Source organism: Amycolatopsis eburnea (assembly GCF_003937945.1).
GTDB classification, from domain to species: domain Bacteria; phylum Actinomycetota; class Actinomycetes; order Mycobacteriales; family Pseudonocardiaceae; genus Amycolatopsis; species Amycolatopsis eburnea.
Window position 1 is genome coordinate 947,850 of the sequence record NZ_RSEC01000058.1, and the last position, 26,688, is coordinate 974,537.

Annotated in this window: 24 protein-coding genes and 1 pseudogene; 11 read left to right on the forward strand and 14 right to left on the reverse strand. The window is 72.0% G+C overall.

Annotated elements, in window-relative coordinates; all coding sequences use genetic code 11:
• The first annotated feature begins 44 nt into the window (after window positions 1–44).
• Genes EIY87_RS29995 through EIY87_RS30005 form a run of 3 tightly spaced genes read left to right on the forward strand, consistent with a single transcriptional unit; the run spans window position 45 to window position 2,979 of the window.
• On the forward strand, window positions 45–1,727 hold the full coding sequence (locus EIY87_RS29995) for a hypothetical protein (protein ID WP_125313181.1): 1,683 nt from the start codon (window positions 45–47) through the stop codon (window positions 1,725–1,727).
• Between the two features lie 3 nt (window positions 1,728–1,730).
• Complete coding sequence (locus EIY87_RS30000) at window positions 1,731–1,913, forward strand: hypothetical protein (protein ID WP_125313182.1); 183 nt, start codon at window positions 1,731–1,733, stop codon at window positions 1,911–1,913.
• A gap of 4 nt (window positions 1,914–1,917) precedes the next feature.
• Window positions 1,918–2,979, forward strand: a complete 1,062-nt coding sequence (locus EIY87_RS30005; protein WP_125313183.1) for a hypothetical protein — start codon at window positions 1,918–1,920, stop codon at window positions 2,977–2,979.
• 58 nt (window positions 2,980–3,037) lie between these two features.
• On the opposite strand, the gene EIY87_RS30010 is transcribed toward EIY87_RS30005, so the two are convergent.
• A complete protein-coding gene (locus tag EIY87_RS30010; protein ID WP_125313603.1) occupies window positions 3,038–4,177 on the reverse strand; it encodes a glycosyltransferase family 4 protein in 1,140 nt (379 codons plus the stop codon).
• Between the two features lie 160 nt (window positions 4,178–4,337).
• On the opposite strand from EIY87_RS30010, the gene EIY87_RS30015 reads away from it, so the two are divergent.
• Window positions 4,338–5,033 (forward strand): class I SAM-dependent methyltransferase, encoded by a 696-nt coding sequence (locus EIY87_RS30015; protein WP_125313604.1) that lies wholly within the window; start codon window positions 4,338–4,340, stop codon window positions 5,031–5,033.
• On the opposite strand, the gene EIY87_RS30020 is transcribed toward EIY87_RS30015, so the two are convergent.
• Window positions 5,030–6,094 (reverse strand): DUF3068 domain-containing protein, encoded by a 1,065-nt coding sequence (locus EIY87_RS30020; protein ID WP_125313184.1) that lies wholly within the window; start codon window positions 6,092–6,094, stop codon window positions 5,030–5,032. The two genes, EIY87_RS30015 and EIY87_RS30020, sit on opposite strands and share 4 nt — an antisense overlap.
• A gap of 250 nt (window positions 6,095–6,344) precedes the next feature.
• Here EIY87_RS30020 and EIY87_RS30025 point away from each other — a divergent pair, with 250 nt between their 5' ends.
• On the forward strand, window positions 6,345–6,851 hold the full coding sequence (locus tag EIY87_RS30025) for a hypothetical protein (protein ID WP_225440108.1): 507 nt from the start codon (window positions 6,345–6,347) through the stop codon (window positions 6,849–6,851).
• Here the strand turns inward: EIY87_RS30025 and EIY87_RS30030 are convergent.
• The 5 genes from EIY87_RS30030 to EIY87_RS30050 all read right to left on the reverse strand — a co-directional run bounded on the left by EIY87_RS30030 (window position 6,848) and on the right by EIY87_RS30050 (window position 10,121).
• Window positions 6,848–7,399 carry a dihydrofolate reductase family protein gene (locus EIY87_RS30030; RefSeq protein WP_125313185.1) on the reverse strand — a complete coding sequence of 184 codons (552 nt, stop codon included), beginning with the start codon at window positions 7,397–7,399 and terminating at the stop codon, window positions 6,848–6,850. The two genes, EIY87_RS30025 and EIY87_RS30030, sit on opposite strands and share 4 nt — an antisense overlap.
• Before the next feature lie 85 nt (window positions 7,400–7,484).
• Window positions 7,485–7,697: a helix-turn-helix domain-containing protein gene (locus EIY87_RS30035; protein WP_125313186.1), complete on the reverse strand. Its 213-nt coding sequence runs from the start codon at window positions 7,695–7,697 to the stop codon at window positions 7,485–7,487.
• Window positions 7,697–8,176 carry a DUF2975 domain-containing protein gene (locus EIY87_RS30040; protein WP_125313187.1) on the reverse strand — a complete coding sequence of 160 codons (480 nt, stop codon included), beginning with the start codon at window positions 8,174–8,176 and terminating at the stop codon, window positions 7,697–7,699. Before EIY87_RS30040 ends, EIY87_RS30035 begins: the two co-directional genes overlap by 1 nt.
• A gap of 40 nt (window positions 8,177–8,216) precedes the next feature.
• Window positions 8,217–9,395: a PucR family transcriptional regulator gene (locus EIY87_RS30045; protein ID WP_125313188.1), complete on the reverse strand. Its 1,179-nt coding sequence runs from the start codon at window positions 9,393–9,395 to the stop codon at window positions 8,217–8,219.
• A 96-nt stretch (window positions 9,396–9,491) separates the two neighbouring features.
• Entirely contained in the window at window positions 9,492–10,121 is a 630-nt protein-coding gene (locus tag EIY87_RS30050) for a class I SAM-dependent methyltransferase (protein ID WP_125313189.1), read from the reverse strand.
• 131 nt (window positions 10,122–10,252) lie between these two features.
• Between EIY87_RS30050 and EIY87_RS30055 the strand changes: the two genes are divergently transcribed.
• Window positions 10,253–12,181 (forward strand): glycosyl hydrolase family 28-related protein, encoded by a 1,929-nt coding sequence (locus tag EIY87_RS30055; RefSeq protein ID WP_191984302.1) that lies wholly within the window; start codon window positions 10,253–10,255, stop codon window positions 12,179–12,181.
• 23 nt (window positions 12,182–12,204) lie between these two features.
• Window positions 12,205–12,672, forward strand: coding sequence for a nitroreductase family deazaflavin-dependent oxidoreductase (locus tag EIY87_RS30060; protein ID WP_191984336.1), 468 nt, complete (start codon window positions 12,205–12,207; stop codon window positions 12,670–12,672).
• Here EIY87_RS30060 and EIY87_RS30065 read toward each other — a convergent pair.
• On the reverse strand, window positions 12,662–13,195 hold the full coding sequence (locus EIY87_RS30065; RefSeq protein ID WP_125313192.1) for a GNAT family N-acetyltransferase: 534 nt from the start codon (window positions 13,193–13,195) through the stop codon (window positions 12,662–12,664). The two genes, EIY87_RS30060 and EIY87_RS30065, sit on opposite strands and share 11 nt — an antisense overlap.
• Window positions 13,196–13,310: 115 nt before the next feature.
• On the opposite strand from EIY87_RS30065, the pseudogene EIY87_RS30070 reads away from it, so the two are divergent.
• Window positions 13,311–14,656 (forward strand): annotated as a pseudogene (locus EIY87_RS30070) (pyridoxal phosphate-dependent decarboxylase family protein).
• Here EIY87_RS30070 and EIY87_RS30075 read toward each other — a convergent pair.
• Entirely contained in the window at window positions 14,650–15,042 is a 393-nt protein-coding gene (locus tag EIY87_RS30075; RefSeq protein WP_125313193.1) for a hypothetical protein, read from the reverse strand. The pseudogene EIY87_RS30070 and the gene EIY87_RS30075 sit on opposite strands and share 7 nt — an antisense overlap.
• A gap of 156 nt (window positions 15,043–15,198) precedes the next feature.
• On the opposite strand from EIY87_RS30075, the gene EIY87_RS30080 reads away from it, so the two are divergent.
• The gene (locus tag EIY87_RS30080) at window positions 15,199–16,386 is read left to right on the forward strand and encodes a glycoside hydrolase family 18 protein (protein ID WP_191984338.1); all 1,188 of its coding nucleotides are present in this window, start codon (window positions 15,199–15,201) and stop codon (window positions 16,384–16,386) included.
• A gap of 45 nt (window positions 16,387–16,431) precedes the next feature.
• Here EIY87_RS30080 and EIY87_RS30085 read toward each other — a convergent pair whose 3' ends face one another.
• Window positions 16,432–17,589: an MFS transporter gene (locus EIY87_RS30085; RefSeq protein ID WP_125313195.1), complete on the reverse strand. Its 1,158-nt coding sequence runs from the start codon at window positions 17,587–17,589 to the stop codon at window positions 16,432–16,434.
• 54 nt (window positions 17,590–17,643) lie between these two features.
• On the opposite strand from EIY87_RS30085, the gene EIY87_RS30090 reads away from it, so the two are divergent.
• A complete protein-coding gene (locus EIY87_RS30090) occupies window positions 17,644–18,012 on the forward strand; it encodes a MerR family transcriptional regulator (protein WP_125313196.1) in 369 nt (122 codons plus the stop codon).
• Window positions 18,013–18,600: 588 nt separating this feature from the next.
• On the opposite strand, the gene EIY87_RS30095 is transcribed toward EIY87_RS30090, so the two are convergent.
• The 3 genes from EIY87_RS30095 to EIY87_RS30105 form a co-directional block, all read right to left on the reverse strand.
• Window positions 18,601–19,773: an HNH endonuclease signature motif containing protein gene (locus tag EIY87_RS30095; protein WP_404800107.1), complete on the reverse strand. Its 1,173-nt coding sequence runs from the start codon at window positions 19,771–19,773 to the stop codon at window positions 18,601–18,603.
• Between the two features lie 91 nt (window positions 19,774–19,864).
• Window positions 19,865–22,582: an AfsR/SARP family transcriptional regulator gene (locus tag EIY87_RS30100; RefSeq protein ID WP_125313198.1), complete on the reverse strand. Its 2,718-nt coding sequence runs from the start codon at window positions 22,580–22,582 to the stop codon at window positions 19,865–19,867.
• A gap of 267 nt (window positions 22,583–22,849) precedes the next feature.
• Entirely contained in the window at window positions 22,850–23,272 is a 423-nt protein-coding gene (locus EIY87_RS30105) for a DUF5709 domain-containing protein (RefSeq protein ID WP_404800114.1), read from the reverse strand.
• A gap of 98 nt (window positions 23,273–23,370) precedes the next feature.
• Here EIY87_RS30105 and EIY87_RS30110 point away from each other — a divergent pair, with 98 nt between their 5' ends.
• Window positions 23,371–24,192: a cyclase family protein gene (locus EIY87_RS30110; RefSeq protein WP_125313200.1), complete on the forward strand. Its 822-nt coding sequence runs from the start codon at window positions 23,371–23,373 to the stop codon at window positions 24,190–24,192.
• A gap of 115 nt (window positions 24,193–24,307) precedes the next feature.
• Here the strand turns inward: EIY87_RS30110 and EIY87_RS30115 are convergent, their stop codons facing one another.
• Window positions 24,308–26,611 (reverse strand): putative bifunctional diguanylate cyclase/phosphodiesterase, encoded by a 2,304-nt coding sequence (locus tag EIY87_RS30115; RefSeq protein ID WP_125313201.1) that lies wholly within the window; start codon window positions 26,609–26,611, stop codon window positions 24,308–24,310.
• Window positions 26,612–26,688 lie beyond the last annotated feature (77 nt).

Genomic DNA, 26,688 nt, shown 5'->3' on the forward strand with positions numbered 1-26,688 from the left:
ATGAGCAGCGACCATAACCTCGCGCGCACCGGAAAGGAAGGGCCGTGGACGCACCGGGCAGGCGGTTCGCGCTCCCCGCGTGGTCCGCTGTGCTCGCTCTCGCCGTCTGCGCGCCCTTGCTGCGCCGCGGGTTCACCCTCGGCTACGACATGGTGTTCGCGCCCCGCCAGTACTTCGTGCCGGACGCCCTCGGGCTCGGCAGCACGCTGCCGCGTTCGGTGCCCGCCGACGCCGCCGTCGCGCTGGCCACCACCGTGCTACCGGGCGACATCGTCCAGAAGATCGTGCTGTTGCTGGCCCTCTTCGCCGCCGCGCTCGGGGCGGGCCGGCTGGTCCCGACCGAGCACCTCGGTACCCGGCTCGTCGCCGCGACGACGTACGCCTGGACGCCGTACGTCGCCGAGCGGCTGTTCATCGGGCACTGGCCGCTGCTGCTGACCTACGCGTGCCTGCCGTGGATCGCCGCCGCCGGGCTGGGAGTACGTGCGCACGAACCGAATTCCCTGCCGCGGCTGGTGCTCGCGAGCGCGGCGGCGGTCCTCACCCCGCCCGGCGGTCTGCTCGCGGCCGCCGTCATGGTGGTGTCGGCCGGATCCCGGCGGCTCTGGCAGACGATCCCGATCGCCCTCGCGCTGAACCTCCCGTGGCTGGTGCCCACTTTCCTCAACGCCGGCGGCACGTTCTCCGATCCGGCCGGCGTCACGGCGTTCAGCGCGCGCGCCGAAAGCTGGGGTCCCGCGCTGCTGAGCGTGCTCGGGCTGGGCGGCATCTGGAACGCCGAAACCGTGCCCGGCAGCCGGGCCATGCCGCTGGTCCCGGTGCTGACGCTCGTCGTCGTCGCGATCGCCGTGGCCGGGCTCCGGCCGCTGGCGCGGCGCTGGGGGAAGGCGCCGGTGTGGTCGCTGTCCCTGCTCGGCGTCGCGGGGGTGCTGCTGGCGTCGCTGGCGACGTTGCCCGGCGGAACCGCGCTGCTGACCGCGGCGACGCGGTACCTGCCCGGCGCCGGGCTCCTGCGCGACGCCCAGAAGTGGGTGGCCTGGTGGGCGTTGCCGCTCGCGCTCGGCTTCGCGCTGGCCGTCGAAGCCGCCGCGGCGCAGCTGAAAACCGGACGCGGGCGGATCGCCTTGGCGACGGCGGCGATCGCGCTCCCGCTGGTCACCATGCCGGACCTGGCGTGGGGTGGCTGGGGACGGCTCGGCACCGCGCGGTACCCGGACGACTGGCGCGCGGTGTCCGAAGTGCTCGGTGACCGCCCCGGCGACGTGCTCGCCCTGCCGCTTTCGGCGTTCCGCGGGTTCGCCTGGAACGACGGCCGCACCCAGCTGGACCCGGCGCCGCGCGCGCTGCCGAAACCCGTGCTGATGGACGACACCCTGCAGGTGGGGGACGAGCGGATCGCCGGCGAGGACCCGCGGATCGGCGACGTCCGCGCCGCGACGTCCGCGCGGGAGCTCACCGACGCGGGGATCGGCTGGATCCTCGTCGAACACGGCACCCCCGGCTACGTCGATCCACGGTTGCTCGCCGACGCGACACCGGTGTGGTCGGGTGAATGGCTGACGCTGTACCGGACGCCGGGTGTGCCGCCGGTGAAAGGGATCTCGTGGACGCCCGCGTTGGTGGCGAACGGAGTAGCGCTGGGATTGCTGTGCGTCGCACTGTTGTGCCGCATGTTACCGATGCGTACATTGGGCCGCGGCAGGATTTCCCCGCCGCGGAAGGAGTGACACGTGGGCACGGTCATCGGCGCGGTCGTCGCCGTCATCATCGGCGGCGGGGTGGCGACCGGGGCGGGGTTCGCCCTCGTCAAGGGCGCGGACCCGGACACCGCCGCCCCGGTTCAGGACAAGCTCAACGCGCAGGTGAAGTACAACCCGGCCGACCACCCCGGCAAGATCTACGGGAACCGCTGACGGCGTGACCCGGCTCGCCTCCGACCACGCCCACCGCGTCGTCGGGCTCTACGGCGACCCCACCGTTTCCTGGAGCATCCTCCTCGAAGCGGACCTCGCCGCGGCCGCGCCGGAACCGGAGAAGCTCCGGGCGCGCCTGGCCGCCGCGATCCAGCAGTACCCCCATCTCGGTGCTGTGCCCGGGATCGAGCGGGCGGACGACCTGCCCGCCGTCCGCGACCGGTTCGCTGCCCAGCCCTACGAACGCACCGAACCGCTCGTCCGCGTCGCCGTCCGCGCCGACCCGGCCACGGTGCTCGTCGCCGCGCACCACGGGGCCCTCGACGGCCTCGGCCTCCTGGCACTGCTCGGCATCCTCCTCGACGTCCCGGTTTCCTCGGCGGCGACCGGGATCGGCGCACGCGGCGGCGGCAAACCCTTTCTCGTGTCGGCCGTCCAGCGGCTCGCTGAGGCGCTTTTCGCGCCACCGGGCCGGATCGTGCCGGACCGGGCCGTTCCGTCCACAGGGGACGTCTTCGCGGCCCGGGACGAACCGCGGCTGCGGCTCGGGGCGCCCGGGTTCGTCACGGCCGCCGCCCGCGCCACCGAACGCTGGAACCGCGCGCACGGCGCCCGGACCGCGCGGGTCGTCGCCGCGCTGGGCGCGTCCCGGCGCTCCGGCGCGGCCCCGGAACCGGTGCACGACAGCGCGTTCTTCCGGCTGCCGCTGGGTTCCCGCGCGGCGGACGTCGCCGCGCTGCTGCGCACGCAGCCGCCCGAGCCGGACTTCCCCGCGCGCAGCAGCCGGGTCGCCCGGCTGGGAACCCGCCTGCTGGCCGGACGGCTGGGCTCGACGTTCCTGGTGTCGAACCTCGGCCTGGTGTCCACCGCGGACACCGTGCGCGCACTGGCGTTCTACCCGGCCGCGAGCGGCCGCTCCGGCGTGGCGTTCGGCGCCGCGACCACCGGCGGCACCACGACGGTTACGGTCCGGGCCCGCCGTCGCGACTTCGACGCCCCCGCCGCGGTTCGCCTGCTGGCCGAGTTCGCCGACGCGGTGCGTGACCAGGTCTCGCCGACGTCTTGAATGACTCATTCAGGACCTCCGAAGACCTGAATGACTCATTCAAGACGCAAGCGCGACGTCAGGGCCGGGGCTGAGCGAGTTCCGGGGCGCCGGCCAGCACCCGCGGCCGGGGCGCCTCCCGGCCGGAGACTTCCCGCACCAGTGAAGCGAACTCGGCCGCGCTGCGCTCCCAGCTGAACGTCCCGGCCCGCGCGGCGCCGGCCAGGCCCATCTCCGCGCGCCGCAGGCCGTCCGCGAGCAGGCCGTCGACCTGCGCGGTGAAGTGGTCGAAGTCGTCGGCCAGCAGGCCGGTCCGGCCCTCCACAATGGACTCCGCGACCCCGCCGGCGGCGCGGTAGGCGACCGACGGCACGCCGTGCGCCGCGGCCTCCATGATGACGATGCCCCAGCCCTCCTTGACCGACGGGCACAGGTGCAGCCAGGAGCGCGCGAGGATCTCGTGCTTGGTCCGTTCGTCGACCCAGCCGTGCAGCACCACGCGGTCGGTGACGCCCCGGGACGCCGCGTGCGCGCGCAGCACCTCGTCCCACGGGCCCTGGCCGACCACCTCCAGCCGCAGGGACGGCCAGCGCCCGGCGAGCCGCGCGACGACGTCGATGGCGTGCTCGATCCGCTTGTGCGGCACCAGCCTGCTCACCGCGACCAGGGTCGGCTCGGGCGCCCGGCCGGACTCGCACGCCGGGGGCGCGTCCAGCCCGTTCGGCACCACCGCGACGCGGTCCGGCTCGACGCCGAGGCCGGCCAGCTCGCCCTTGGTGACCTCGGAAACCGTTACGTAGCGGCACTTGCGGAACAGCCACGGCGCCAGCCGCGACTCGATCCACCAGCCCGCCCGGCCCAGCGCCTCGCCGAGCGCGCTGATCCACTGTTCCTTGTGGACGTGGTGCACGAGCACCAGCACGGGGCAGCCGGCCACCAGCCGGGCGAAGAACGGCATGCCGTTCTGCACGTCGACGACGAGATCGGCGCGGGCGCGGCGGATCGCGCGCAACGCGTGCGCGTACACGCCGAACTTCCCGCCGCGGCGCCGGTAGCGGACACCGTCGCGCCACTCGCCCGCGCTCGCGCCCGGGTAGGCCGCGCACTGGATCTCGACCCGGTACCCCGCTCTCGCGAGCCCTTCGGCCATCCGCTCGACGTACCGCTCCGACCCGCCGCCCTCGGGGTGGCCGGTGTCGCGCCAGTTGACGAGGAGCACGCGAGGACGTTCCATCGGGTTATCCCAACTGTAGCGACGGTGCTAGGTTACTGGTGCGTACACAGTAGATGAACGTATTCGGGAAAGCGACGGTTCAATGGTAGGTAATCCGGTGCTCTCCGCGACGGCGCGGCCCCACCGCGCCACGCTCGGCCGTTCCGTGACGCTGTTCCGGGCGTTCCTCACCGAGCAGACCGACCCCGACGGCTTCTATTCCACGCTCGCGGCCGACTCCGTCCGGCAATTGGCGTCCCACACGCCGCTTTCCGGGCGCACGGTGCTCGACGTCGGCGGTGGCCCCGGCTATTTCTCCGACGCCTTCCGCGCGGCCGGCGCGGTCTACCTCGGCCTCGACCCGGACGTCGGCGAGCTGTCCGCGCGCGGCGAGCCGGGGGAGAACATGATCCGCGCCAGCGGCACGGAACTGCCGGTGCGCACCGGATCCGTGGACGTCTGCTACTCCTCCAACGTGCTGGAGCACGTCGCCGAGCCGTGGGTCATGCTCGACGAGATGTGCCGCGTGACCAAACCCGGTGGCACGGTCTTCGCGTCGTTCACCCCGTGGTATTCACCGTGGGGCGGGCACGAGACCGCGCCGTGGCATTTCCTCGGCGGGTACTACGCCCGCCAGCGTTATGCCCGGAAACTCGGGAAGCAGCCCAAGAACAAATTCGGGGAAAGCCTGTTCCCGGTTTCCGTCGGCGCCGCGCTCCGCTGGGCGAAAACGACACCGCTGGCCGATCTGGTGGCCGGGTACCCGCGCTACCACCCGGGCTGGGCGATGGGGATCGTGCGGATTCCCGGCCTCCGCGAAATCGCGTCGTGGAATCTGGTGCTGGTGCTGGAAAAGCGTTAGGTGCGGGCGAAGGCCACCTGACGCCGCCGCGGCGGCGCGGGTGGCTCGGCCGGGCGGCGGCGGACCAGCAGGACGATCGCGACGACGATCAGCACGCCACCGCCGATCCCCAGCCAGAGCGGGCCGGTGCTCGAGAGGAGCTCCAGCCTGCCCTTGTTCGCGTTCACCTGGTCGACCATCTGCGAGATGGTCTTCCCGTTGTAGGCCAAGGTGCCGTCGAAGACGACGGTCGGGGGCGTGGTCCCGGTGCGCAGCTCCTGGTGCTGCTGTTGCTGCTGCTTCACCTGGATCCCGGTGACCGGCTCGACCCACATCGTGGTGACGCCGCGGTAGTAGAGCTCGGCGTCGGCGGTCGGCTGGGTGGAGCCGACGAGCGAACCGGGCACGGACTTCGTCGCGATCTTCGTGTCCGGGATGTCCTGGACGTACTTGTAGGTCTCGATCCCGTTCACCGTCTCGGTGCCGGTGTACCGCGCGATGACGGCCGCGCCGGTGTTGTCGTCGTAGACCCGGTAGTCCTTCTGCTCGGCGCTGAACGGGAACTTGAAGTTCAGCCCGGGCTGTGCCTTGTAGTCGTTGGTCTCCGCCGGCTTCTCGCCGTCCTTCTCCGCCGTCTCCTTCAGTTCGGTGATGTAGCTGCTCTTGGCGTCGCACGGCGGATCGGTCTCCCCGCGCGGGTCGTAGCCCTCAGCGGTGCGCCGGTCGAAGCAGACCTGCCGCTTGCTCGCGCTGACCACGGTGTCGTCGGCGTCGTCCTTGACCTGCACGGCGAGCAGCCAGACCGCGTAGTCGGTGTCCTGACGCATCTCCGGTGCGGCGAAGTTCGCCTGCACGTGGGCGACCGCGGTCAGCTTGGCGTTCTCGCGGATCTCGGTGACCGGGCCCTGCCCCTTGTCGACGACGGCGAGGACCTTGCTCGCGGTGCCCTCGAGCACCGACGTCGAATCCTGGTCCAGTGGCACCTTGGCGAGCTTCGGGTAGACGTAGGCCGGCAGGAGCACCGCCCCCGCGACCGCGAACACCCCCAGTGCCAGCAAGATCAGGCCGAAAGCTCGTCGCAACGGTCCTCCAGGGTCGTACTCCGGACGCAAATTACCCGGCGGTAATCAGTGCCCGGATAGTGGCCCGCGCCACGTCGCGCGTCAAAGTGTGACCGGCGGTCACAGCCACGGCGTGCCACCGGAAGGTCGCATGGGCGCCGCCGTTCGGACCAAGCGACCAAACAAGTTTGTTCCCGGGCACAACGGGCACGGCCCCACCATCGGACGATCCGTATCCGCCGCGCCGGAAGTGCAGAGGAGAATTTCCCTGTTGTCGCAGGACCCTTCGCTGGTCGCCATCGCGGCCACCGCGCGCTGGCGGGCCCGGATCGTGGCGGCGGCCGCGAGCGCGGGCATCACCATCACCGACCCCCTGGCGGGCGTGCCGGGCATCCGCGTGCTCACGTGCGCCCCCGGCGACCTCGCCGTCCTCGTCCCGAGACTGGGCGCCGAACCCTCCCGCGCGGCGATCGGCGCGCGTTCGGACTCGATCGCCGACCGCGAACTGCGCGACGCGGTGGCCGACGTCGCGGCCCTGCTTTCGTTGCACGGCAACGTGGTCCTCGACCTCGACGCGGATCGCCGCCGCGGCGGCGTGCGCCCGGACGTGGTCGTCTCGGCCGCCGTGGACCGTCCCCAGTGGACGGAGCCGGCGGTGGCGCTCCCGGTGGGCACGGACCGGCGCGGGGGTCCGCTCACGGTGGAGCTCACCGCCGGTCCGGGTTTCGAGGGCACGCTGCTGGAACTGGCGCGCCTGGTCCAGGCCGACGCGGCTTAGGCCGGTGCGTAGACCAGTTCGAGGATCCCGGACGGGAAGGCGGTGCTCTTCACCAGGCGCAGCTTCACGGCCTCGGCCAGCTCCGGGAACAGCGCGGTGCCCTTCCCCGTGACGGCGGGCAGCACCCACAGCCGGTATTCGTCGACGACCCCGAGCTTGATCAGCGAGTGCAGGAACGAGGTACCCCCGGCGGCGACGAGGTCCTTGCCGGGCTCGGCCTTGAGCTTGGCGATCTCCGTCGCCGTGTCCCCGCCGGCGATGCGGGTTTCCGGCCAGTCGTCGGCCGAGGTCAGGGTGCGGGAGAAGACGACCTTCGGGATCTCGTTCATCGCCTTGGCGGACGGGTGGTCGCTGGTCGGCCAGTACCCGGCCATGATCTCGTAGGTGGTGCGGCCCATGAGGAACGCGCCGGCTTCCCAGAGCCGGTTGACGAAGTACTCCTCCTGCTCGGGGTCGTCGATGCTCGTCATGACGTCCCGGATCCCGTTGTCCCCGTCGGCGCTCTTGCCGTCGAGGGAGACGTAGAAACCCAGAATCAGCTTCCGCATGGCCCTGCCTCCGTGTGGTCCGTCGCTGCGCTGAGCACACCATCGCACCGACAAGTGCGGGAGTCAAGACAAAAAAGATTGTCGGCTAGGGTTCGTCTTCGACCCACTCCAGCAGGTCGCCGGGCTGGCAGCCGAGGACCCGGCACATCGCTTCCAGCGTGCTGAACCGCACGGCCTTCGCGCGCCCGTTCTTCAGCACCGCCACGTTCGCCGGGGTCAGGCCGACCTTCTCGGCGAACTCGCCGACGCTCATCTTCCGCTTGGCCAGTTCGACGTCGATGCGCACGACGATCGGCATCAGATGACCGCTTCCATGTCGGACTGCAACGTGGTGGCCCGCCGCAGCAGGGCCCGCATGACGACCAGGAGCAGGCCGAACACCGTGATCGCCACCGTCACCAGGAACAGCAGCATCGGCATGCCGGGGTCGTCCGCGTTGAAGCCGACGAACAGCAGCATGCCGACGAAGACCAGCCACGCCGCGGCCACCGCCCAGACGATCACGTCGACCCACTTCAGGGACGCCGGCGTGAAGATCCGGTCGTTCTTGACCAGTGTCAGCAGCTTCCACGTCGCGACCAGCACGACCTCGACGCACAGCACGAGGAACACCGCGATGGCGGTCAGCGGCCAGCGCAGGTTCGCGTCGTTCGGGTTCTGCGACGTCGTGTAGGCGATCCCGCCCGGCAGCGACAGCGTCTGGAACACGACGAGGACGCCGAACAGCAGCACCAAAAAGACTCTGAGCGCGCGCACGGCCCACTTCTCGGGAATCATGGCGCCGACTATCGCTCGATATCTATCGAAAGTCAATAGGTCAGTCGAGCTCCGGATCCAGCCGCACCGACTCCAGCGCGACGTACAGCTCGCCGACGTCGACCGGGTCGGTGAGGTCGCGCTTGGTCAGTTCCTGCACGCGCCGCAGGCGGTAGCGGACCGTGTTGGGGTGCACGAACAGCCGGTCCGCGGCCTCCTTCGCCGAGCCGTGGCCGGCGAACCACGCGAGCAGCGTGTCGAGCAGGACCTTGCGTTCCGCGCCGGGCAGGGCGAGCACCCCGGACAGCGCGGAGCGGACGACGTCGCGGGCCATCCCCGGCGCCGCCGCCACCAGCGTCGTCACCGGCGAATCGCCGAACACCACCACGCCCGCGGTCGCCGACGGCAGCGAGCGGCGGGCGATCCGCGCGCGGTGCAGGGCGTCCGGGACGTCGGGGAACCCGCTGAACGGACGGCTCATCCCGGCCGCCACCGGCAGCGATCCCAGCACTTCGCGCAGCCGCCGGACGTCCTCGATCCGGTCGATCGCGACCAGGCCCGCCTCGCCGCCGGGCCGCCACGCCGACCGCCAGCGGCGGGCCCGCAGCAGCGCTTCGACGGAGTCCTGCGCCTCCGGCTCGACGTGTTCGGTGACCACCGCGACGAACATCCCCGCGGTCGGCAGGCCGAGTTCGCGCGCGGCCGCCTCCATCTCGGCCTGGTTCGCGAGCCGCCCGCGCAGCAGGTCGTCCAGCAGTCGGGCGTTCGCGTGCGACGGCTCGGCCGCGACCTCTTCATACGCCGTGGTGAGCGCGTCGGAGTAGAGGTCGATCGCCTTCCAGACGTAGGAGTTGATCTCGATCGTCCGGGTGGGGTTGAGGAACTCCGGGCCGGCGAGTTCGAGCAGCGCTTCGTAGACGAAGGTGCCGCCGATCCGGAACGCGCGCAGCACCGCCGGCAGCGGGATGCCCTGGCGCGCTTGGACGAGCCCGGTCTTGCGGGCGGCGTCGAGGGCGAGGCCGCGGCCTTCGACCAGCGCGGTCAGCGCCCGTTCGAGGTTGGCCCGGCAGACCTGGCGCAGCTCGCCGGGCGCGACGTCCTCGACCTGGCGGTAGAACTCGTCCTCTTCGCTGAGCAGGCGGGCGAGCCGATCGGCGAACTCCGGCAGCCTGGCCAGCATCTCGCGGACGAGCTCACGGTGCTCCCGCGGTACCGGCCTGGCCAGAGCTTCGATGCCCATTCCTCACTTTAGCTCGGGTCCCCGGCTCGGGACATGCACGAACTTGAGCAAAATTCATCTCCGCCGGGTGATCGTGCTCGTGAGGTCTTGACGGGCTCAGGCCGGTTTGCGCGCGGTGAGGTAGACGTGCGGCTCGGGTCCGGCGCCGGGGTGGTCGGGGACGAACTCCGCCTGGTCCTCGCGGAGGATCTCCAGGCCGGCGCCCCGCAGCCGCTCGGCGAGCGCCTCGGCGGTGAAGCTGCTCGCGCGGACCGGGTGTCCCATGAAGACGATGTCGACCCCGTCGACGTCAGCCGGCACGGTGGCGAACAGCAGCACGCCGCCCGGCTTCAGCCAGTCCGCCAGCCGGCCGAGCATCGCCTCCTGCTCGGCGCGGGGGAGCTGCAGCATCGAGAAGAACGCCGTGATCGCGTCCCAGCTGCCGGGCTCGAAGGACAGCTCGCGCATGTCGGCGAGCTCGAACCGGGCGGCGGGGACCTGGGTGCGCGCGAGCTCGACCATCCGCGGCGCGACGTCGTACCCGCTGACGTCGTGACCGGCGGCCACCAGCAGCTCCGCGGTGGGGCGCCCGGTGCCCGCGCCGAGGTCGAGCACCTTCGCCTCCGGCGGCAGGTCCGCGAGGAGGTCGGTGATCGCCGCGCGCTGGGCGGTCGCGGTGCGGAACGCGTGCTCGTAGTCCATGCCGAGCGCGTCGAAGACCTCGGCGGCGGATTCGGGACGAGTCATGCCTGAACTCTGCCAGAGGAAACCGACGCAAGGAATCGACTTCTTCTTGCAACTTCCGAGCAAAGTCTTGTTTGATGCGCGAGCGTCGCCTAATCTTCCGCCGCAGTCCCTCCGGCGAAACGAGGCCCTGGATGTCGCGACGCACCTTCGGAGCCGTGCTCGTCGCGGTCACCGCGCTCGTCTCGGTGGCGGCACCGGCGGCTGCCGCCGGCCGGCCGGTCGTGACGCGGGCCGCGCTCGATCCCGCGCTGGTCGCCGGGCGCGGCGCCGCCGTCGGCTTCCTGGAACAGGAGGCGGAGAACGCGCGCACCGACGGCGTCGTGATCGGCCCCGACCGCACCGCGTACACGCTGCCTTCGGAGGCTTCCGGACGGCGCGCCGTCCGCCTGGCGCCGGGGCAGTACGTCGAGTTCACGTTGCCCGCCGCGGCCAACGCGATCACCGTCCGCTACAGCATCCCCGACGCCCCGCGCGGCGGCGGGATCACCGCGCCCCTCGACGTCACCGTGAACGGCGGTCACCGGCAGCGGATGACGCTGACTTCGCAGTATTCCTGGCTGTACAACCAATACCCGTTCAGCAACGACCCGGACGCCGACCTGCTGCACCCGGACTGGTGGATCACCGAGTGCGGGTGCGTGCCCGCGGCGACCACGCCGGCGCCGTCGATCGCGAAACCGTTCCGCCCCAGCCACTTCTACGACGAGCAGCGGCTCCTGCTCGGCCGGTCGTACCGGGCGGGGGACAAGGTGCGCCTGACCGCGTCGGCCGGTGCCGCGTGGACGGTCGTCGACCTGCTCGACTCCGAGCAGGTGGCGCCGCCGCGCGTGGTTCCGTTCGCGGCCAACGCACTTCTCTTCGGCGCGGACCCGACCGGCCGCCGCGACTCGGCCGACGCCCTCGACCGCGCCATCGCCTTCGCGCGGCGCGCGCACTCGAAGGTGTACCTGCCGCCCGGGACGTACCAGGTCAACCGGCACGTCATCGTCGACGACGTCACGATCGAAGGTGCCGGCAGCTGGTACACGACCCTCAAGGGGCACGGCGTCGGCGTCTACGGCGAAGAAGCCGCTGCCGGGGGCAGTCACGACGTCCACCTGTCGGGCTTCGCGATCGAAGGCGACGTCCGGGAACGCGTCGACACCGACCAGGTCAACGCGATCGGCGGCGCGCTCAGCGACTCCACTGTGGACTCGTTGTACCTCCACCACACGAAGGTCGGCCTCTGGTTCGACGGGCCGATGCGGAACACGCGCGTCACGAACAACGTCATCGCCGACCAGATCGCCGACGGGCTGAACTTCCACACGGGAGTCACGGATTCGGTGGTGGCGAACAACTTCGTCCGCAACACCGGCGACGACGGCCTGGCGATGTGGTCGGAGAAGAGCCAGGACGCGCGGAACACGTTCGACCACAACACGATCCAGACGCCGGTGCTGGCCAACGGGATCGCGCTGTACGGCGGCGTCGACAACACGGTCTCGGGCAACCTGGTGGCGGACCCGATCCGCGAGGGCAGCGCCATCCAGGTGGGTTCGCGGTTCGGCGCCGAGGCGTTCGGCGGGTCGCTGCGGATCACGGACAACACGACCGTCCGGGCCGGGACGTTCGAGCTGAACTGGAAGATCGGGCTGGGCGCGCTCTGGTTCTACGCGCTGGAGAAGGACATCGCCGCCGACGTCGAGGTGACCGGCGACCACTTCCTCGACAGCACCTACAACGCGATCATGCTGGTCAGCGACTTCCCGGTGAAGGACAAGTACAAGATCACCGGGCTCGAGTTCGCGGACCTGCGCGTCGACGGCGCCGGGACCTCGGTGCTCAGCGCCCGCTCGGCGGGGTCGGCGTCGTTCCGGAACGTCGACGCGCGCAACGTCGGCGCGGTGGGCGTCAACAACTGCGGGTCGTTCGGCTTCCCGCCGACGGGTTCGGAGTTCTCGCTGACCGACCTGGGCGGCAACGACGGCGGCTGGCTCGCGCCGTGGCTGCTGCCGAACACGATCACCTGCGACGACCGTCCGCCGGTCGTGGCGCCGCCGGCGCCGTCACCGTGGTGACCTAAGGTTCGACCGTGGCTGGTTTGCGCGGGGTGTTCGCGGGGTTGGGCAAGAGCAAGGCGTTCGCCGCCGTGGGCCGGGCGCTCGTGCCGGCCGACCGGGTGCTGCTGCGGATCAGCGGCGGTCGGGTCGGCGTCGGCGCGGCGGTCGGGCTGCGGACGTTGCTGCTCACGACCACCGGCCGCCGCAGCGGCGAGCCGCGGCAGGTGCCGCTGCTGTACGTCGAGCGTGCCGGCGGCTACGTCGTGATCGGCTCGAACTGGGGCGGCGAGACGCACCCGGCCTGGTCGGCCAACCTCCTCGCGCACCCGGCGGCCACCGTCACCCGGCACGGGCGGACCGAGGAGGTCACCGGCCGCCTCCTGGCCGGCGACGAGCGCCAGGAGATGTGGGACGCCGTCGCCGCGTACTGGCCCGCGTACGACCGGTACGCCGTGCGGGCCGAGCACCGCGAAATCCGTGTCTTCCTGCTGGAGCCGGTCAGCCGATGAGGTCGGTGGGCCGGACCCGGTAGACCTGCAGCCGCAGGTTGTAGTACTTCTCGGTCTCGCCGACCCACTGCATGCCGAGCCGCTTCGCGACGGCGATCGCGCGCGTGTTGTTCGGCCGCGCGACGGCGAACAGCTCGTCGGTGTCCTGGGTGAAGGCCCACTTGATGAGCGCGGTGGCGGCCTCCGACGCGTAGCCCTGGCCCCAGACCTCGGGGGAGAGCTGCCAGCTGAGTTCGAGGTCCTCTTCGAACGGCGGCAGCAGCCGGATGCCGAGGCCGCCGATGACCTTCCCGTCCTCCCGGCGTTCGACGGCCCACCGCCCGCGCGGCGGGACGAGGTTCGGCTGGGTCTCTTGCCAGGCGTTCAGCACGGCGCGCATGGCGCCGAGGTCACCGACGCGGTCCATCGCCGGGGTGAGCCAGTGCGTGACGTCCTCCGCGCCGTAGACGGCGAACGCGGCTTCGGCGTCGTCGACCGTCCAGTCCCGGATCACGAGCCGGTCGGTCTTCAGCGGGATCTCCATAACAGGACGTTACGCCGGGACGGCCGGGATTGTTCCCACGGCAAAGTGCTCAGAAGGTGAACAGTTTGGTGTCGATGATCGGGGCGGTGCGGTCCGCCCGGCCTAGAGTCGGCGCGTGGACGAGACGCGTGCCCTCCTGATCCGTGCCGCCGAGCTGGCCGCCGACTACCGGTCGAGCCTGCCGGACCGTCCGGTCGCGACCGCCGCGGCGCCGCCGGACTTCGGCGGTCCCCTGCCGGCCGGTCCGACGCCGCCGTCCGAAGTGCTCGAAGAGCTCGCGCGCGCCGGCGGCTCCGGGCTCGTCGCCACCGCCGGGCCGCGGTTCTTCGGGTTCGTCATCGGGGGTGCCCTGCCCGCCGCCACCGCGGCCGACGTCCTCGCCGCCGGGTGGGACCAGAACGGCTTCAACGCCGTGCTCTCCCCGGCCGCGGCCGCCGCGGAGGACACCGCGGGGCGCTGGCTCAAGGAGCTGCTCGGCATCCCGGCCACCGCGTCCGCCGGGTTCGTCACCGGCGGCCAGGGGGCGAACACCGTCGGGCTCGCCGCCGCGCGGCACCACGTCCTCGCCGAGCCGGGTGGGACGTCGAACGCGATGGGCTCGCCGGTGCGCCGCGGGTCCGGATCGTCGCGAGCGAAGAACGGCACGCCACCATCGACCGCGCGCTGCGGCTGCTCGGCTTCGGCACCGGCGCGATCGAGCCGGTGGCCGCCGGCGGTCAGGGTGCCATCGATGTCGCCGACCTCCGGCGGGCACTCGACGCCGGGAGCGGGCCGGTGATCGTCTGCCTCCAGGCGGGCAACGTCAACACCGGTGCCTGCGACGACCTGCGCGCCGCCTGCGAAGCCGCGCACGCCCACCGGGCCTGGGTGCACGTCGACGGCGCCTTCGGGCTGTGGGCCGCGGCGAACCCGGCCACGGCGCCGCTGCTCGACGGCGTCGAGCTCGCCGACTCCTGGGCCTGCGACGGCCACAAGTGGCTGAACGTCCCGTACGACTCGGGCTTCGTCTTCTGCGCCCGGCCGGACGTCCACGCCGAGGCGATCGCCTATCGCGCCGCCTACCTGGCCGGTGCGGGTGAACTCGCCGGCCTGGGCGACCTGACCTTGGAATCCTCGCGCCGCGCGCGCGGCTTCGCGGTCTGGGCGGCACTGCGCGAACTGGGCCGCGACGGCGTCGCCGAGCTCGTCGACCGCTGCTGCCGGCTCGCGCGCCGGTTCGCCGCGCGGCTCGCCGACGGCGGCGCCGAAATCGCCAACGACGTCGTGCTCAACCAGGTTCTGGTGTCCTTCGGGGACGGAACGGACGAACTCGTCCGCAAGGTGCAGGAGGACGGCACCTGCTGGCTCGGCGGCACGACCTGGCGCGGCCGCCGCTACCTGCGGATCTCGGTCTCCAACTGGTCCACGACCGAAGCCGACGTCGACCGTTCGGCCGCCGCGATCCTCCGGCTGGCTCAGTAGCCTTCGCGCACCGAAAGGGAGTCCGTCCGCCAGCCGATCCGCTTCTCCTCGCCGGTCGGCCAGCTCGAGGAAAGCCGCCGCCGGACGCTGCCGAGCGCGCCGAGCTCCGCGAGGTCGACGCGGGATCCCTGCGCCGCCAACGAGGTCACCTCGGTGGCGGTGAGCGGCACGAAGTCGAAGTACTGCGCGTCCTCCCCGCCCTTCCAGTCGACGAATTCCGTGAAGATCGCGGCGAAAGCCTGGCCGCATTCCGGGCATTCGCGCAGGGAAACGCCGAAATGCGAACGTTCGACCAACCGGTGGGTCTCGCGCAAGCGAGTCGTGCAGAACGCCAGCGCGGTGAGGGCGTCGGCGCCCGAGCAGCGCGCGCAGCCGAACTCGGTCATCCGCCGATCATCGCACGCCGTGAATCCGCACCCGGCTGCGGGGGTACCGGGAAACCCTTTGACCCCAACGTTTAGCTCTGGTCCGCAGTGGTCTGGACCTGTTAGCCTCCTCGGACCCGAACGGGCGGTTCGCCGAAGGAGATTTTCGTGCACCGGATGAAAAAGAGCATCGCCGCCGCCGCGCTGGCCCTCGCCGGCGCCACCGTCGTCGCGCCGCCCGCCGAGGCCGGGCCGGCCTCGGGCAAGGTGATGGCCTACTTCGCCGACTGGGACGTCTACGCGCGCAACTACCACGTCAAGGACATCGAGACGTCCGGTTCGGCCGCGAAGCTGACCCACATCAACTACGCCTTCGGCAACGTCACCGGCGGTGGCTGCGCCGTCGGCGACCCGTGGGCCGACCACGACATGCCCTACGACGCCGCCACGAGCGTGAGCGGCCAGGCGGACAGCGGCCCGTTGCACGGCAGCTTCAACCAGATCCTCGAGCTGAAGAAGCTGCACCCGAAGCTGAAGGTGCTGTGGTCCTTCGGCGGCTGGACCTGGTCGGCCGGCTTCGGCGAAGCGGCGAAGAACCCGGCCGCGTTCGCCGAATCCTGCTACCACCTCGTCAACGACCCGCGCTGGGCGGGCGTCTTCGACGGGATCGACATCGACTGGGAGTACCCCAACGCCTGCGGCGACACCTGCGACACCAGCGGGCCGAAGGCGTTCACCGAACTGGTCAAGGCGCTGCGCGCGAAGTTCGGGCACAAGCAGCTCGTCACCGCCGCCATCACCGCGGACGGCTCGAAGAACGGCAAGATCGACGCCACCGACTACGGCAGCGCGAGCCGGTACCTCGACTGGTACAACGTGATGACCTACGACTACTTCGTCGCGGGCGGCCAGCCGACCGGGCCCACCGCGCCGCACTCGCCGCTGCGGTCCTACCCGGGCATCCCGCACGCCGGGTACTACGCCGACGCGGCCATCCAGAAGCTGCGCCACCAGGGCGTCCCGTCGTCGAAGATGCTGCTCGGCCTCGGTTTCTACGGCCGCGGCTGGGACGGCGTCACGCAGAAGCAGCCCGGCGGCACCGCGACCGGCCCGGCGCCGGGCACGTACGAAGCGGGCGTCGAGGACTACAAGGTCCTCAAGACGACCTGTCCCGCGAACGGCAAGGTCGCCGGCACGGCGTACGCGAAGTGCGGCTCGCAGTGGTGGAGCTACGACACGCCCGAAACGGCCTCGGCCAAGGCGGGGTACGCGAAGTCGCAGGGGCTCGGCGGCGTGTTCGCCTGGGAGCTGTCCGGCGACACCGCGAACGCGGAACTGCTGCGGGCCATCGCGGGCCGCTGCTAGAAGCTGGAGGGCCCGGGCGTGAGCGCGCCCGGGCCCTTCGTCCACTCAGGACGATGGAAACCCGTGCCGCCGCGCGCCGAGCACCACGGCCAGCACCGGCAGCAGGAGCAGCAGGAGCGTCCAGGGGAACGACGACGGCCCGGCGGCGTCGAGCAGGACGCCGCCGGCCGCCCCGCCCGCGGCCATCGCCGCGTTCCAGAGCGTGACGAGCATGGCCTGCGCGTTGTCCGCCGCCTCACCGCCCGCGGTACCGGCGGCTGTCTGCAGCAACGTCGGAACCCCGCCCCAGCCGAGTCCCCACACCGCGACGGCGGCGTAGACCAGCACCGGGCTGCCCGCGAACACCGCCAGCACCGCCGCGGCCACCGCGACGAGGACCGTGCTGACCACCATCAGCGCCCGCGGCGCCCGGTCGATCACCGCGCCGACGACCCCGATGCCCACCATCGAGGCGACGCCGAACACCAGCAGCACGACGTCGACCGAGCCACCGAGCCCGGCGTGGGCGAGGAAGGTCGCGATGTAGGTGTAGAGCACGGTGTGCGCGAGGACGAAGACGAGCGTCACGGCCAGCACCGGCACCACCCCCGGCACGCTCAGCGTGCGCCGCACCGGAATCCGCCCGCCCGCCTGCCCCGGCTGGTCCGGAACCCGCGCGGCGATCCAGGCCAGCAAGACGGCCGCGATCGCCGACATGACCCCGAACGCCCAGCGCCAGCCGAGCAGCTCGCCGAGGAACGTCCCGGCCGGAATCCCCAGCGACAGCGCCAGCGGAATACCCGCCATCACCACCGCGATCGCCTTGCCGGGAGCATCCGGCACGAGCCGGCGCGCATACCCGGCGAGCAAGGCCCAGACGACGCCGGCGGCGATCCCGGCGACGAACCGCGCGACCATCGTGAGCACGTAGTCCGCGGACAGCGTCGTCACGGTGTTGGCCACGGCGAACCCGGCCACCCCGGCCAGCAGCAAGCGTTTGCGCGACCAGGCCGCGGTCGCGGCGGCGAGCGGAACGGCGGTGAGCGCGGTCCCGAGCGCGTAAACCGTCACAGCCTGCCCGGCGGCGGCCACGCTCACCCCGAGCCCGGCGCTCATCCCGGGCAGGACCCCAGCGGGCAACGCCTCGGTGAGCACGGTGACGAACGCGGCGGTGGTCAAGGCGAGCAGGGCGGGCGTCGCGGTCCGGGTACTGGAGATCGTCATGCGGTTATGCTGAAACCCTCACATACGTGTGAAGGTCTACGTGAGGTGGCACACATGCGCATCGGCGAGCTGGCGGAACGGACCGGAACCGCGCGCAGGCTGCTCCGGTACTACGAGGAGCAGGGGTTGATCGTCGCTTCGCGCGGGGCCAATGGGTATCGGGATTACGACGAGCCTACGGTCGATCGGGTGCTGCAGGTTCGCGGGCTGCTTGATGCTGGGTTGCCGACGCGGATCATCAAGCAGATCCTGCCGTGTCTGGACAAGCCTCGGGCGATTTATTTTCCGGATGCGACGCCGGAGATGCTGGCTACGTTGGAGGCGGAGCGGGATCGGATGGCTCGGCGGGCGGAATGCCTGCTGCGGAACCGGGATGCTATTTCGGAGTACCTCGATGCGGTGCGGGAGTACAACCGGGTTTAGCGGGTTTCTTGGGGTGACGTGCTTGGCGTGTTGTCTGCTGGCGGTGACCGTCGTTCCTCGGCTGGGTGCGCGTTTTCGGGCCGGTGGGCCGGGATTTCGGTGAGGTCGGTGGCTTTCCGCGCGTTGAGCTGATGCGGACGGGGTTGTCCTCGAGCGGCGAGGTGGGTGGTGGCCGTCGTTTCTTTGCCGTTCGAGGGACGCGGCGTTGAGCCTGAGCGAGTGGCGGCCGGGGAGTGGGAGGGGGGCGATGGTGACCGTGGGCGGCAGTGGTGTCCGAGCGGCACGCGAAGCCCTGCGGCGAGGGGCTTTCGGGACGTGGATGGGCAGTGATGACGCGCGGGGCGCGCAAAAGCCTCGGGGCGGGAGGCGACTGGAGCGTGGGCGGCTGGATCGGGCGCGTGGGCGCGTAAAGCCGCGGGGCAGGAGGCGGCTGGAGCGTGGGCGTGCGGGCCAGCTGAGGCACCGGCAATCGGCGGTAGACGACGGAAGGCCACGCAGAGCCAGGACTGGAGGGGGCTGGAGCGTGGGCGGGCGGATTGGGCGCGTGGGTGTAGGCCCGTAGCCGGTGGCTGCGGGCCTGTCCCGTGTTCAGGCTGCGAAGGGCAGGGGTTGGTGGATGTTGTTGCGCCGGGGTTTTCGGCGTTTGTCCAGGAACCGTGGTGGCAGGAATTCGGGGTGGCCGTCGGTGGCGATGCGGACTTGCCAGCCGGAGCGGTGCAGGAGCCGGTGGTGGTGGCCGCAGAGCAGGACCAGGTTGGCCAGGTCAGTGGGACCGCCCTCGGCCCAGTGGCGGATGTGGTGGCCCTGGCAATGCCGCGGTGGGCGGTGGCAACCGGGGAAGGCGCAGCCGCGGTCGCGCAGGAACAACGCGCGGCGCAAGCCGGGGCTGATCAGGCGGCGGGCACGACCTAAGTCGAGGGGTTCGCTGTGGGTGCCGAGGACGGCGGGGATCAGTTTGCAGTCGCAGGCGTGGAGGCGGGCTTCGGCGGCTGTGATCAGGCCGGTGTCGCCGAGGGTGGCGTGGCCGAGGCCGGATTTCAGGTCGGACAGGGAGACCGCGACCATGACGTGGGCGCGTTCCCCAGCTTGGGTGGGCAGCTCCGGGGAGTTCAACGCCAGGTCGACCGCATCGGAGAAGGCGTCGCCGTAGCGTTCTTGTGGGGAGCGGAGGTCGTCGGCGCCGCGGCGTTCGGCCAGTGCGTCGAGCAGGGCGCTGGCGCGGGTGCCGGTTTCGTCGTCGAAGCGGCCGGACAGTTCCCAGGTTCCGGTGCGTTTGCGGCGCAGCGACAGTTCCCGGGTGGGGGTGGCGGGTTCGGTGTCGTCGGGTTCAACGCCGTCGGGATCGAGGTGAGCCAAGATCCGGGCGCCCAGGGCGGCGACTTGCTTGTGACCGCCCTCGGCGGCGAAAGTCAGAAGATCGGCCTCGGCGGTGTCGCGATGGGTCGCGGGGATCCGGGAGACGGCGTCGATGATGGTGTCGATCATTGGAGTGCTCAACGAGCCGGTCACGGCAGCGGCGCCGGTGGCGGGAGCGAGGGCGGGGGTGGCGTCGGAGGAGTAGAGGGCCTGGGCGCGGGCGACGGTGCGTCTGGCGGCGGCATGCGGGACGTCGGCGAGGTGTTCGTACAGGCGTGCGGTGGTGCGGTATCCGAAGAGTTCCTGGACGCCGCGGGATTCGATTTCCACCAGCAACGCACCGATTTCCGCCTCAGCAGACCGCACCACAGTGAGCAGCGAAACAACACGGTCGGCCAAGGCCACCGCGTCCGCTTGCCACACCGCTTCTCTGTCCACACACCAAGACTACCGGCTATACGAACACCTGTTCATCACACGAACGGGTGCTAAAAGATCAACCCCCAAGAGCCAGGAAACAAGCCTCGACTTCCTTCAACTGTGCGCCTTCCGGATGGACCCGGTAGCGGTCGAGCGCGTCGTGGAGCACCCGTCGCGCGTCGTCCTCGCGGCCCACGATGCGGTAGCTGTCGCCGAGGCCCACCAGGAAGAACGTCGCGTGGCGCTCGTTGCCGATCGTCGTCAGGATGTCGACCGCCCGCTCCAGGTTCGCGACGGCCTCGGGCCAGTCGCCGCTGCGCAGGGCGACGAAGCCCAGGTTGCCGAGGGCGTGCGCTTCGCCGTCCGGGTCGCCGTACTTGCGGGCGGTCGCTGCGGCCCGGTCGAGCCAGTGGCGGGCCTCCGGCCAGTCGCTCCACTGGAGGTGGCAGAAGCCGACCAGGTCGAGGGCCCTGATGTAGAGGCGGGGTGCGTCGTCCGGCTCGATCAGCTCGAAGATGCGTTGGCACTGCTCCAGTTCGGCGCGGTAGTCCTGGGCGTGGTACTCCCACGCGCCGGCCAGGACGTAGTGCAGGTGGGCCTGCTGGAGCCGGTCGCCTGCGCGCTCGGCCAGTGCCAGTGCGCGCGGCAGGCACTCGAGCGCCACTTCGGGCTTGCCCGCGAAGATGCTGGCGCTGGCGTGGATCCGGTACGCGATCAGCTGCGCGGTGACGTCGCCGAGCTGCGCCGCCGCCGCGAGGGCGAGGCGCCCTGCGGCCTCGCGTTCGCGCAGTTGTCCTTGGCGGGCGCGGAATTCGTTGAGCAGCCAGGCCAGCTGCCAGACCTGGGCGTGCCAGCCGCGCTCGGCTGCCAGTTCGGTCGTCGCGGTCAGGCACGCGTGCTCGGCGGCGAACCACCGCACCGCTTCGGACTGGCCGTCGAACCGCTGTGCTTCGACGCCCGGCAACGGCGGCTCTAGCGTGATCGGCGTCTGGAGCGGCTCGATCGCGAGGTGGCCGTGCCAGGACGTCTGGAGGTAGAAGTCGGTGACCCGCCGCAGGGCTTCTTCGCGGACGGGTTCCGACCGCTCGGCCGCGTAGAGCCGGACGAGGTCGTGCATCCGGTAGCGGCCGCTCGCCGTCCTCGTCAGCAGGTGCGCGTTTTCGAGGGTGCGCAACACCTTCCGCGTCGCTGGGAGGGGACGGCCCGCCAGGGCCGCCGCGGCGGGGAGGCCGATGTCGGGGCCGGGAGCGGCGGCCAGCAGGCCGAACAACGCCGAAGCCTCGTCGGTGAGGTGGCGCAGGGACCAGGAGAACACCGTTCGCAGGCTCAGCCCGGCGTCGCCCGCGTCCAGGCCGTCCAACCGCGCCGCCTGGTCGCGCAGTTCCTCGGCCAGCGACGACGGCGGCAGCTCCGGTGAAGTGACCGCGCGGGCCGCGACGATGCCGAGCGCGAGCGGGAGCCCGGCGCAGAGGCGGATCAGCTCGGCCGCCGTTTCGTCGTCGAGCCGCTCGCGGCCGATCTGCCGGTCGAGCAGTTCGCGCGCCTCGCGCGCGGGCAGCACGTCCAGGGGGACCGGCCGGGCGCCGTGCGCCGCGACGAGCCCGCCGAGCCGGTTCCGGCTGGTCACCAGCACGCGGCAGGTGGGGCTGCCGGGCAGCAGCGGGGCGGCCTGCGCGCTGTCGGCGGCGTTGTCGAGCACGACGAGAACGCGCTTTCCCGCGAGCAGGCTGCGGTACAGCGCGAGCTGGGCGTCCGGGTTCGGTGGCACCGCGGTGCCGTCCACGCCCAGGGCGTGCAGGAACCCGCGCACCGCAACGGAAACCGGCATCGGCTCGGCGACCGGGTCGAAGCCGCGGAGGTTCACGTACAGCTGCCCGTCCGGGAAGTCGTCGAGCTTCCCGGCGGCCCAGTGCAGCGCCAGCCACGTCTTCCCGATCCCGCCCGCGCCGCCGATCGCCGAGATCACCACCGGGCCCGCGGTTTCCGTCGCCCGGTCGAGCTCCGCCAGCAGGGCGGCGCGGCCGACGAACGCCGCCGGGGCCGCCGGCAGCTGGTGCGGGACCGGCCTCGAGGCGCCGGGTTCGCCGCGCAGGACGCGGTCGTGCACCTGCCGCAGCTGCGCACCGGGGTCGGTGCCGAGCTCTTCGGCCAGCAGACGGCGGATGCGGTCGTACTCGCGCAGGGCGTCGCCTCGGCGGCCGGCGCGGTGCAGCGCGAGCACCAGCTGCCCGCGGACGCGCTCGTCCAGCGGGTGGGCTTCGGCCAGCGCGGTCAGCTCGGGCACGAGTTCGCCGGGCCGGTTGCCGCGCAACCGGAGGTCGGCGAGATCCAGCTGCGCACTGAGGCGGCGGCTCGCCAGTGCCTCGCGCTGGTTCACGAACCACGGCGTGTCGAGGCTGCCGAAGGGGTCGCCGCGCCAGAGGCCCAGCGCCCGCGTCAGCAACGCCGCCTTCGTCTCGTCGTCGTCGGTCGTCCCCGCCTCGCCGAGCAGCCGCTGGAAGACGTGCAGGTCGACGGTTTCCGGATCCGCCGTCAGCAGGTAGCCGCCGGAGCGCTGGGTGATGAGCGCCGCGCCGAGCGCCGTGCGCAGCCGGGAAACGTAGCTGTACAAGGCATTGCGCGGATGGGCGGGCAGCCGCTCGCCCCAGACCCGTTCGGCGAGGACGTCGGCGGGCACCACCTTGTTCAGGTCGGTCAGCAGCGCGGTGAGCAAACCCTGGAGGCGGGGCCGCCGGATCTCCACGACCCGGTCGCCGGCGCGGACGTCGAGCTCGCCCAGCAGCCAGAACCGCACCGATCGCCCTCCCCGTGCTCGCTCGGGCGCCCACTGTAACCGACCCGGAAAGGGCCGGGAAAGGTTCGCGCAAGGCCCGTCCGGCACCGTGGCACGGGTCGGTGGCGCCGGCACGAACCGTCGAGGGGGCGGTTCGTGGTTCCCCGCCACGGCCGCGGGCCGGATCGCCTTTCCCCGTGGTGGCCGGCTACTCCACCGGCCGCCGTCGATCCGGCGTCCGGCGGAGCGGGCCCGGGCACCCTCGAACCCGGGGTCCGTTCCGTCACTTCACCAGCGGCGCGACGGGTCGATCACGTGGACCGCGGCTTCCTCCGCCGAGGCCGCGCCGCCGTCGATGCCCGCGTCCGAGGCGTACAGCTCCTCGTCGCTGTCCTCGCCGAAGCCTTCGTCCGCGGCCACCAGGCGGCCCGCCCGGACGTCGCCGACCTCGTCGTCCACCAGTTCGCCGTCGGTGTCTTCGCTGTCGCCGAGGCCGTCTCCGTCCGCTTCGGACGAGAGGTCCGGGACTTCGCGCGCCAGGCGCGCTTCCCAGCTTTCGCCCTCCGCCGTCTCACGGGCGGTGGTGCCCCAGCCTTCGGTCGCCTGCGCGCGTTCCGGTGGGGAATAACCCTCCGCCAGTTCGTCGCGGTCGTCCAATGTGTCCTCGGGGTCGAGGATGCCGTCGTCGGCGCGGTCTTCGGTGTCGTCCATGGCGTCCATCCTCGCGCAACTCCTTGGCTGCGCCGAGCCTGGGTGATAGGACCGTGCGAGCCGCCGCACGGGCGGCACTGGTGGGAAAGGTGATCCCCATGCCGATGAGACGCAGGGTGCTGGCCGCGGGGCTGGCCGGGGTGTTCGGCGCCGCGCTGTCCGGGCGGACGGCCGAGGCGGCGACCCCGCCGGTGCGGCTCGACCAGCTGAACCTGGTCAACCTGTCGCACGTCAACGACCCGGCGACGACCAACGTCTTCCCCGGCGACCCGGCCTTCGAGCTGGAAACCATCGCCACCATCCCCGACGACGGCTACTACCTGCAGTTCGTCCGCGAAGGCGAGCACACCGGCACGCACTGGGGCGCGCCCGGCCACTTCAACACCGGCGAGCCGCTGGCCGACGAAATGGACCCGGCCGATCTGTTCCGGCCCGCTGTGAAGATCGACGTACGGGCCAAGGCGGCCCACGACCCGGACTACGCGGTGACGATCGACGACCTGAAGGCGTGGGAACGGCGCTACGGCCGCATCCCCGACGAGAGCGTCGTCGTGCTGTGGACCGGCTGGGACGCCAAGTGGGGCACCCCCGCCTTCCCGAACACCGACGCGAACGGCGTGCTGCACCAGCCCGGGTTTTCGATCCCCGCGGTCAAGTGGCTGATCGACACGGGACGGCTCGGCCGCCGTGGCGGCACCGGGACCGACACGTTCAGCCCGGACGTCGGCACCGACGAGACGTACACGGTGTCGAAGCTGGTCTACCGGCGGCACCGGATCAGCCTGGAGATCCTGGCGAACCTGAAGGAGCTGCCGACGACGGGCGCGTGGGTGCTGGCGGGCGGCCCGATCAACCGGCGGGGCGCGGGCTCGACGGCGACGATCTTCGGGGTGCTGCCGCCCGGGGTGACGGCAGGCTGAGGCGGGCTCGGCGGCGGCTTCGCCGAGGTCTTGAATGAGTCATTCAGGTCTTCGGAGGTCCTGAATGACTCATTCAAGACACCGCGGGCCCACCCGGCGCGACGTCAGCCGGCAGTCAGCGGCGCAGCGGGGCGGCCGACAGGCGGAGCGAGGACAGCGGGGCCGGGTGGCCGAACCGGTAGCCCTGTGCGGCCGGGCAGCCGGCCTTCGTGACCAGCTCCGCCTGCTCGGCCGTCTCGATGCCCTCCGCGACCACCGCCACCTCGAGGTCGCGGCACAGCCCGACCAGCGACCGGCACAGCGCCGCGTCGCGGTCGGGCTGGATGCCGGTCGTCAGGGCCCGGTCCAGCTTGATCAGGTCGACCGGCAGGGCGTGCAGCACGGTCAGCGAGCTGTACCCCGCGCCGAAGTCGTCCAGCGCCACCCGGACGCCGAGGGTCTGCAGGCGGCGGATCGCGGCGGCGCCCGCGGCGAGGTCCGGGACCGGGACCGTCTCGGTGATCTCGACGACGAGGCGGTCCGCCGGCAGGCCGTAGCGGGCGAGGCTCGCGCTGACGCTCTCCTCCAGCGCCTCGGCGCCGAGGCGGCTGGCGCACACGTTCACGTGCACCGTCAGGTCCACGCCGGCCGCGGTGATCTCGCGGCAGGCCAGGTCCAGCACCAGCGCGTCCAGCTCCGCGCCGAGGCCGGCCCCTTCGGCCGCGCGGACGAACGTCTCCGGCGACACCGACGTGCCGTCGCGCGTGGTCCAGCGGGCCAGCGCCTCGACCGCCACCGGGGTCGCGTCCGGCAGCCGGACGATCGGCTGGAACACCAGGCCGAAGCCCTCCGGGATGCCGCCGGCCGCGCGGCGCAGGGCCGCCGGGAAGTCGGGCGGGCCGTCGTCGGTGGGGCGGTAGACCACCGTCGTGTCCTTGCCGAGGCGCTTGCCCGCGTACATCGACGTGTCGGCGCGGCCGAGCAGCACGTCCGACGTGACCAGCGGTTCGGCCGGGTCCGGCACCACCAGTCCCATGCTCGCCCGCACCGGGACCAGCGTGCCGTGCACCGCGAACGGCCGCCGCAGCGCGCCCTGGATCCGGTCGGCGACCGCCTGCGGGGCGTCCACCTCGCCCTCCAGGAGGATCGCGAACTCGTCGCCGCCCAGGCGCGCCACCGTGTCGCCCGCGCGGACGCAGCTCAGCAGCCGCTGGGCGACGGCGTGCAGCAGGACGTCGCCGCCCGCGTGCCCGAAGCGGTCGTTGACCTCCTTGAAGTCGTCGAGGTCGACGAAGATGAGCACCAGCGGCCGGGGCCCGCTCTCCACCGCGCGGTCCAGCCGGTCGGCGAACAGCGCGCGGTTGGCCAGGCCGGTCAGCGGGTCGTGGTAGGCCTGGTGGGTCAGCTGCTGCCGGCCTTCGTACACCCGGCGCAGCAGCAACCTGTTGTCCAGCAGGGAAAGCAGCTGCCGGGCGAGCACCAGGAACACCACGAGCACGCCGACGTACACCTCGACGGCGTCCGGGCCGGCGCCCGCCACCACCTGCACGGTGATCAGCAGCGCGACCGCGGTGACCGGCACGTACGGCAGCGCCAGCTGCCACCAGTCGATCCCGACCGGCTGGTTCGCGTCGTCGCGCCGCCGGGTGCCGGGCGTGGCCAGCAGCGCGAAGGCGATGAACAGGGGACCGAGCACGAACCCGCCGTCCGACCACGGCTTCATGCTCTCCGCGCCGATGCTGACGAGGTAGGCGAACACGCTGTCGGACGCGGCCAGCGCGACGATCCCGACCGCGGCCAGCAGCAGGTTCGCCCGGTAGGGCCGGTCCACCCGGTCGAACACCACCAGCAGCACCGCGACGACCACGATCACCAGGTCCGACAGCGGGTAGGAGATCGCCACGGACCAGGTCAGCTTGTCCGGTGCGGTGGCGCGGACGAGCTGCCCGAGCGCCGCGGTCCAGGTGAGGATGAACAGCGAGCCGGTGACGATCAGGCCGTCGAGCACCACCGCGACGCCGAAGTGCGCCGTCCACTGCGCGGGCTGCCAGCGTTCGCGGTCCGGCCGCACGCGCGCCCTGGCCAGCGTGACCAAGGCGGCGAGCGCGAACACCGGGAAGCTCAGGTAGCCGACGTCGGCCAGCGACGGCGACGGCAGCCCGCGTCCGTCGACCAGCTGGTACCACGACCAGACGCACTGCCCGAGCGACCAGCCCGCCATGCCGACCGCCACCAGGACCCGCCACCAGCGCTGGTGCCCGCGTGCCCGCCGGGCGGCGACGACGCCGCAGACGACCGCGCCGACCCCGGCGCTCAGCTGCATGGCGTCGTCGACCCACAGCGCGAAGGTGTCGCCCCAGAACGCGAAGCCGTTGACCACGACCAGCGTCGCGGTGAGGACGACGAGCACGATCGCGACCGGGTACCGCCGCACTGTCATGGCACCTCACGTGGTCGCGGCCGCCGGTCGGACCGGCAAACACTACACCGGGTGTGACCGGGCACAAGCGCACCGCA

Excerpts from the sequence above, each read along its gene's own strand:
- EIY87_RS30030 (WP_125313185.1), bottom strand. The coding sequence starts at position 7,399 with ATGCGGAAGCTGATTCTGGGTTTCTACGTCTCCCTCGACGGCAAGAGC.
- EIY87_RS30035 (WP_125313186.1), bottom strand. The coding sequence starts at position 7,697 with ATGCCGATCGTCGTGCGCATCGACGTCGAACTGGCCAAGCGGAAGATG.
- EIY87_RS30040 (WP_125313187.1), bottom strand. The coding sequence starts at position 8,176 with ATGATTCCCGAGAAGTGGGCCGTGCGCGCGCTCAGAGTCTTTTTGGTG.
- EIY87_RS30045 (WP_125313188.1), bottom strand. The coding sequence starts at position 9,395 with ATGGGCATCGAAGCTCTGGCCAGGCCGGTACCGCGGGAGCACCGTGAG.
- EIY87_RS30050 (WP_125313189.1), bottom strand. The coding sequence starts at position 10,121 with ATGACTCGTCCCGAATCCGCCGCCGAGGTCTTCGACGCGCTCGGCATG.
- EIY87_RS30055 (WP_191984302.1), top strand. The coding sequence starts at position 10,253 with ATGTCGCGACGCACCTTCGGAGCCGTGCTCGTCGCGGTCACCGCGCTC.
- EIY87_RS30065 (WP_125313192.1), bottom strand. The coding sequence starts at position 13,195 with ATGGAGATCCCGCTGAAGACCGACCGGCTCGTGATCCGGGACTGGACG.
- EIY87_RS30075 (WP_125313193.1), bottom strand. The coding sequence starts at position 15,042 with ATGACCGAGTTCGGCTGCGCGCGCTGCTCGGGCGCCGACGCCCTCACC.
- EIY87_RS30080 (WP_191984338.1), top strand. The coding sequence starts at position 15,199 with ATGAAAAAGAGCATCGCCGCCGCCGCGCTGGCCCTCGCCGGCGCCACC.
- EIY87_RS30085 (WP_125313195.1), bottom strand. The coding sequence starts at position 17,589 with ATGACGATCTCCAGTACCCGGACCGCGACGCCCGCCCTGCTCGCCTTG.
- EIY87_RS30090 (WP_125313196.1), top strand. The coding sequence starts at position 17,644 with ATGCGCATCGGCGAGCTGGCGGAACGGACCGGAACCGCGCGCAGGCTG.
- EIY87_RS30105 (WP_404800114.1), bottom strand. The coding sequence starts at position 23,272 with ATGGACGACACCGAAGACCGCGCCGACGACGGCATCCTCGACCCCGAG.
- EIY87_RS30110 (WP_125313200.1), top strand. The coding sequence starts at position 23,371 with ATGCCGATGAGACGCAGGGTGCTGGCCGCGGGGCTGGCCGGGGTGTTC.
- EIY87_RS30115 (WP_125313201.1), bottom strand. The coding sequence starts at position 26,611 with ATGACAGTGCGGCGGTACCCGGTCGCGATCGTGCTCGTCGTCCTCACC.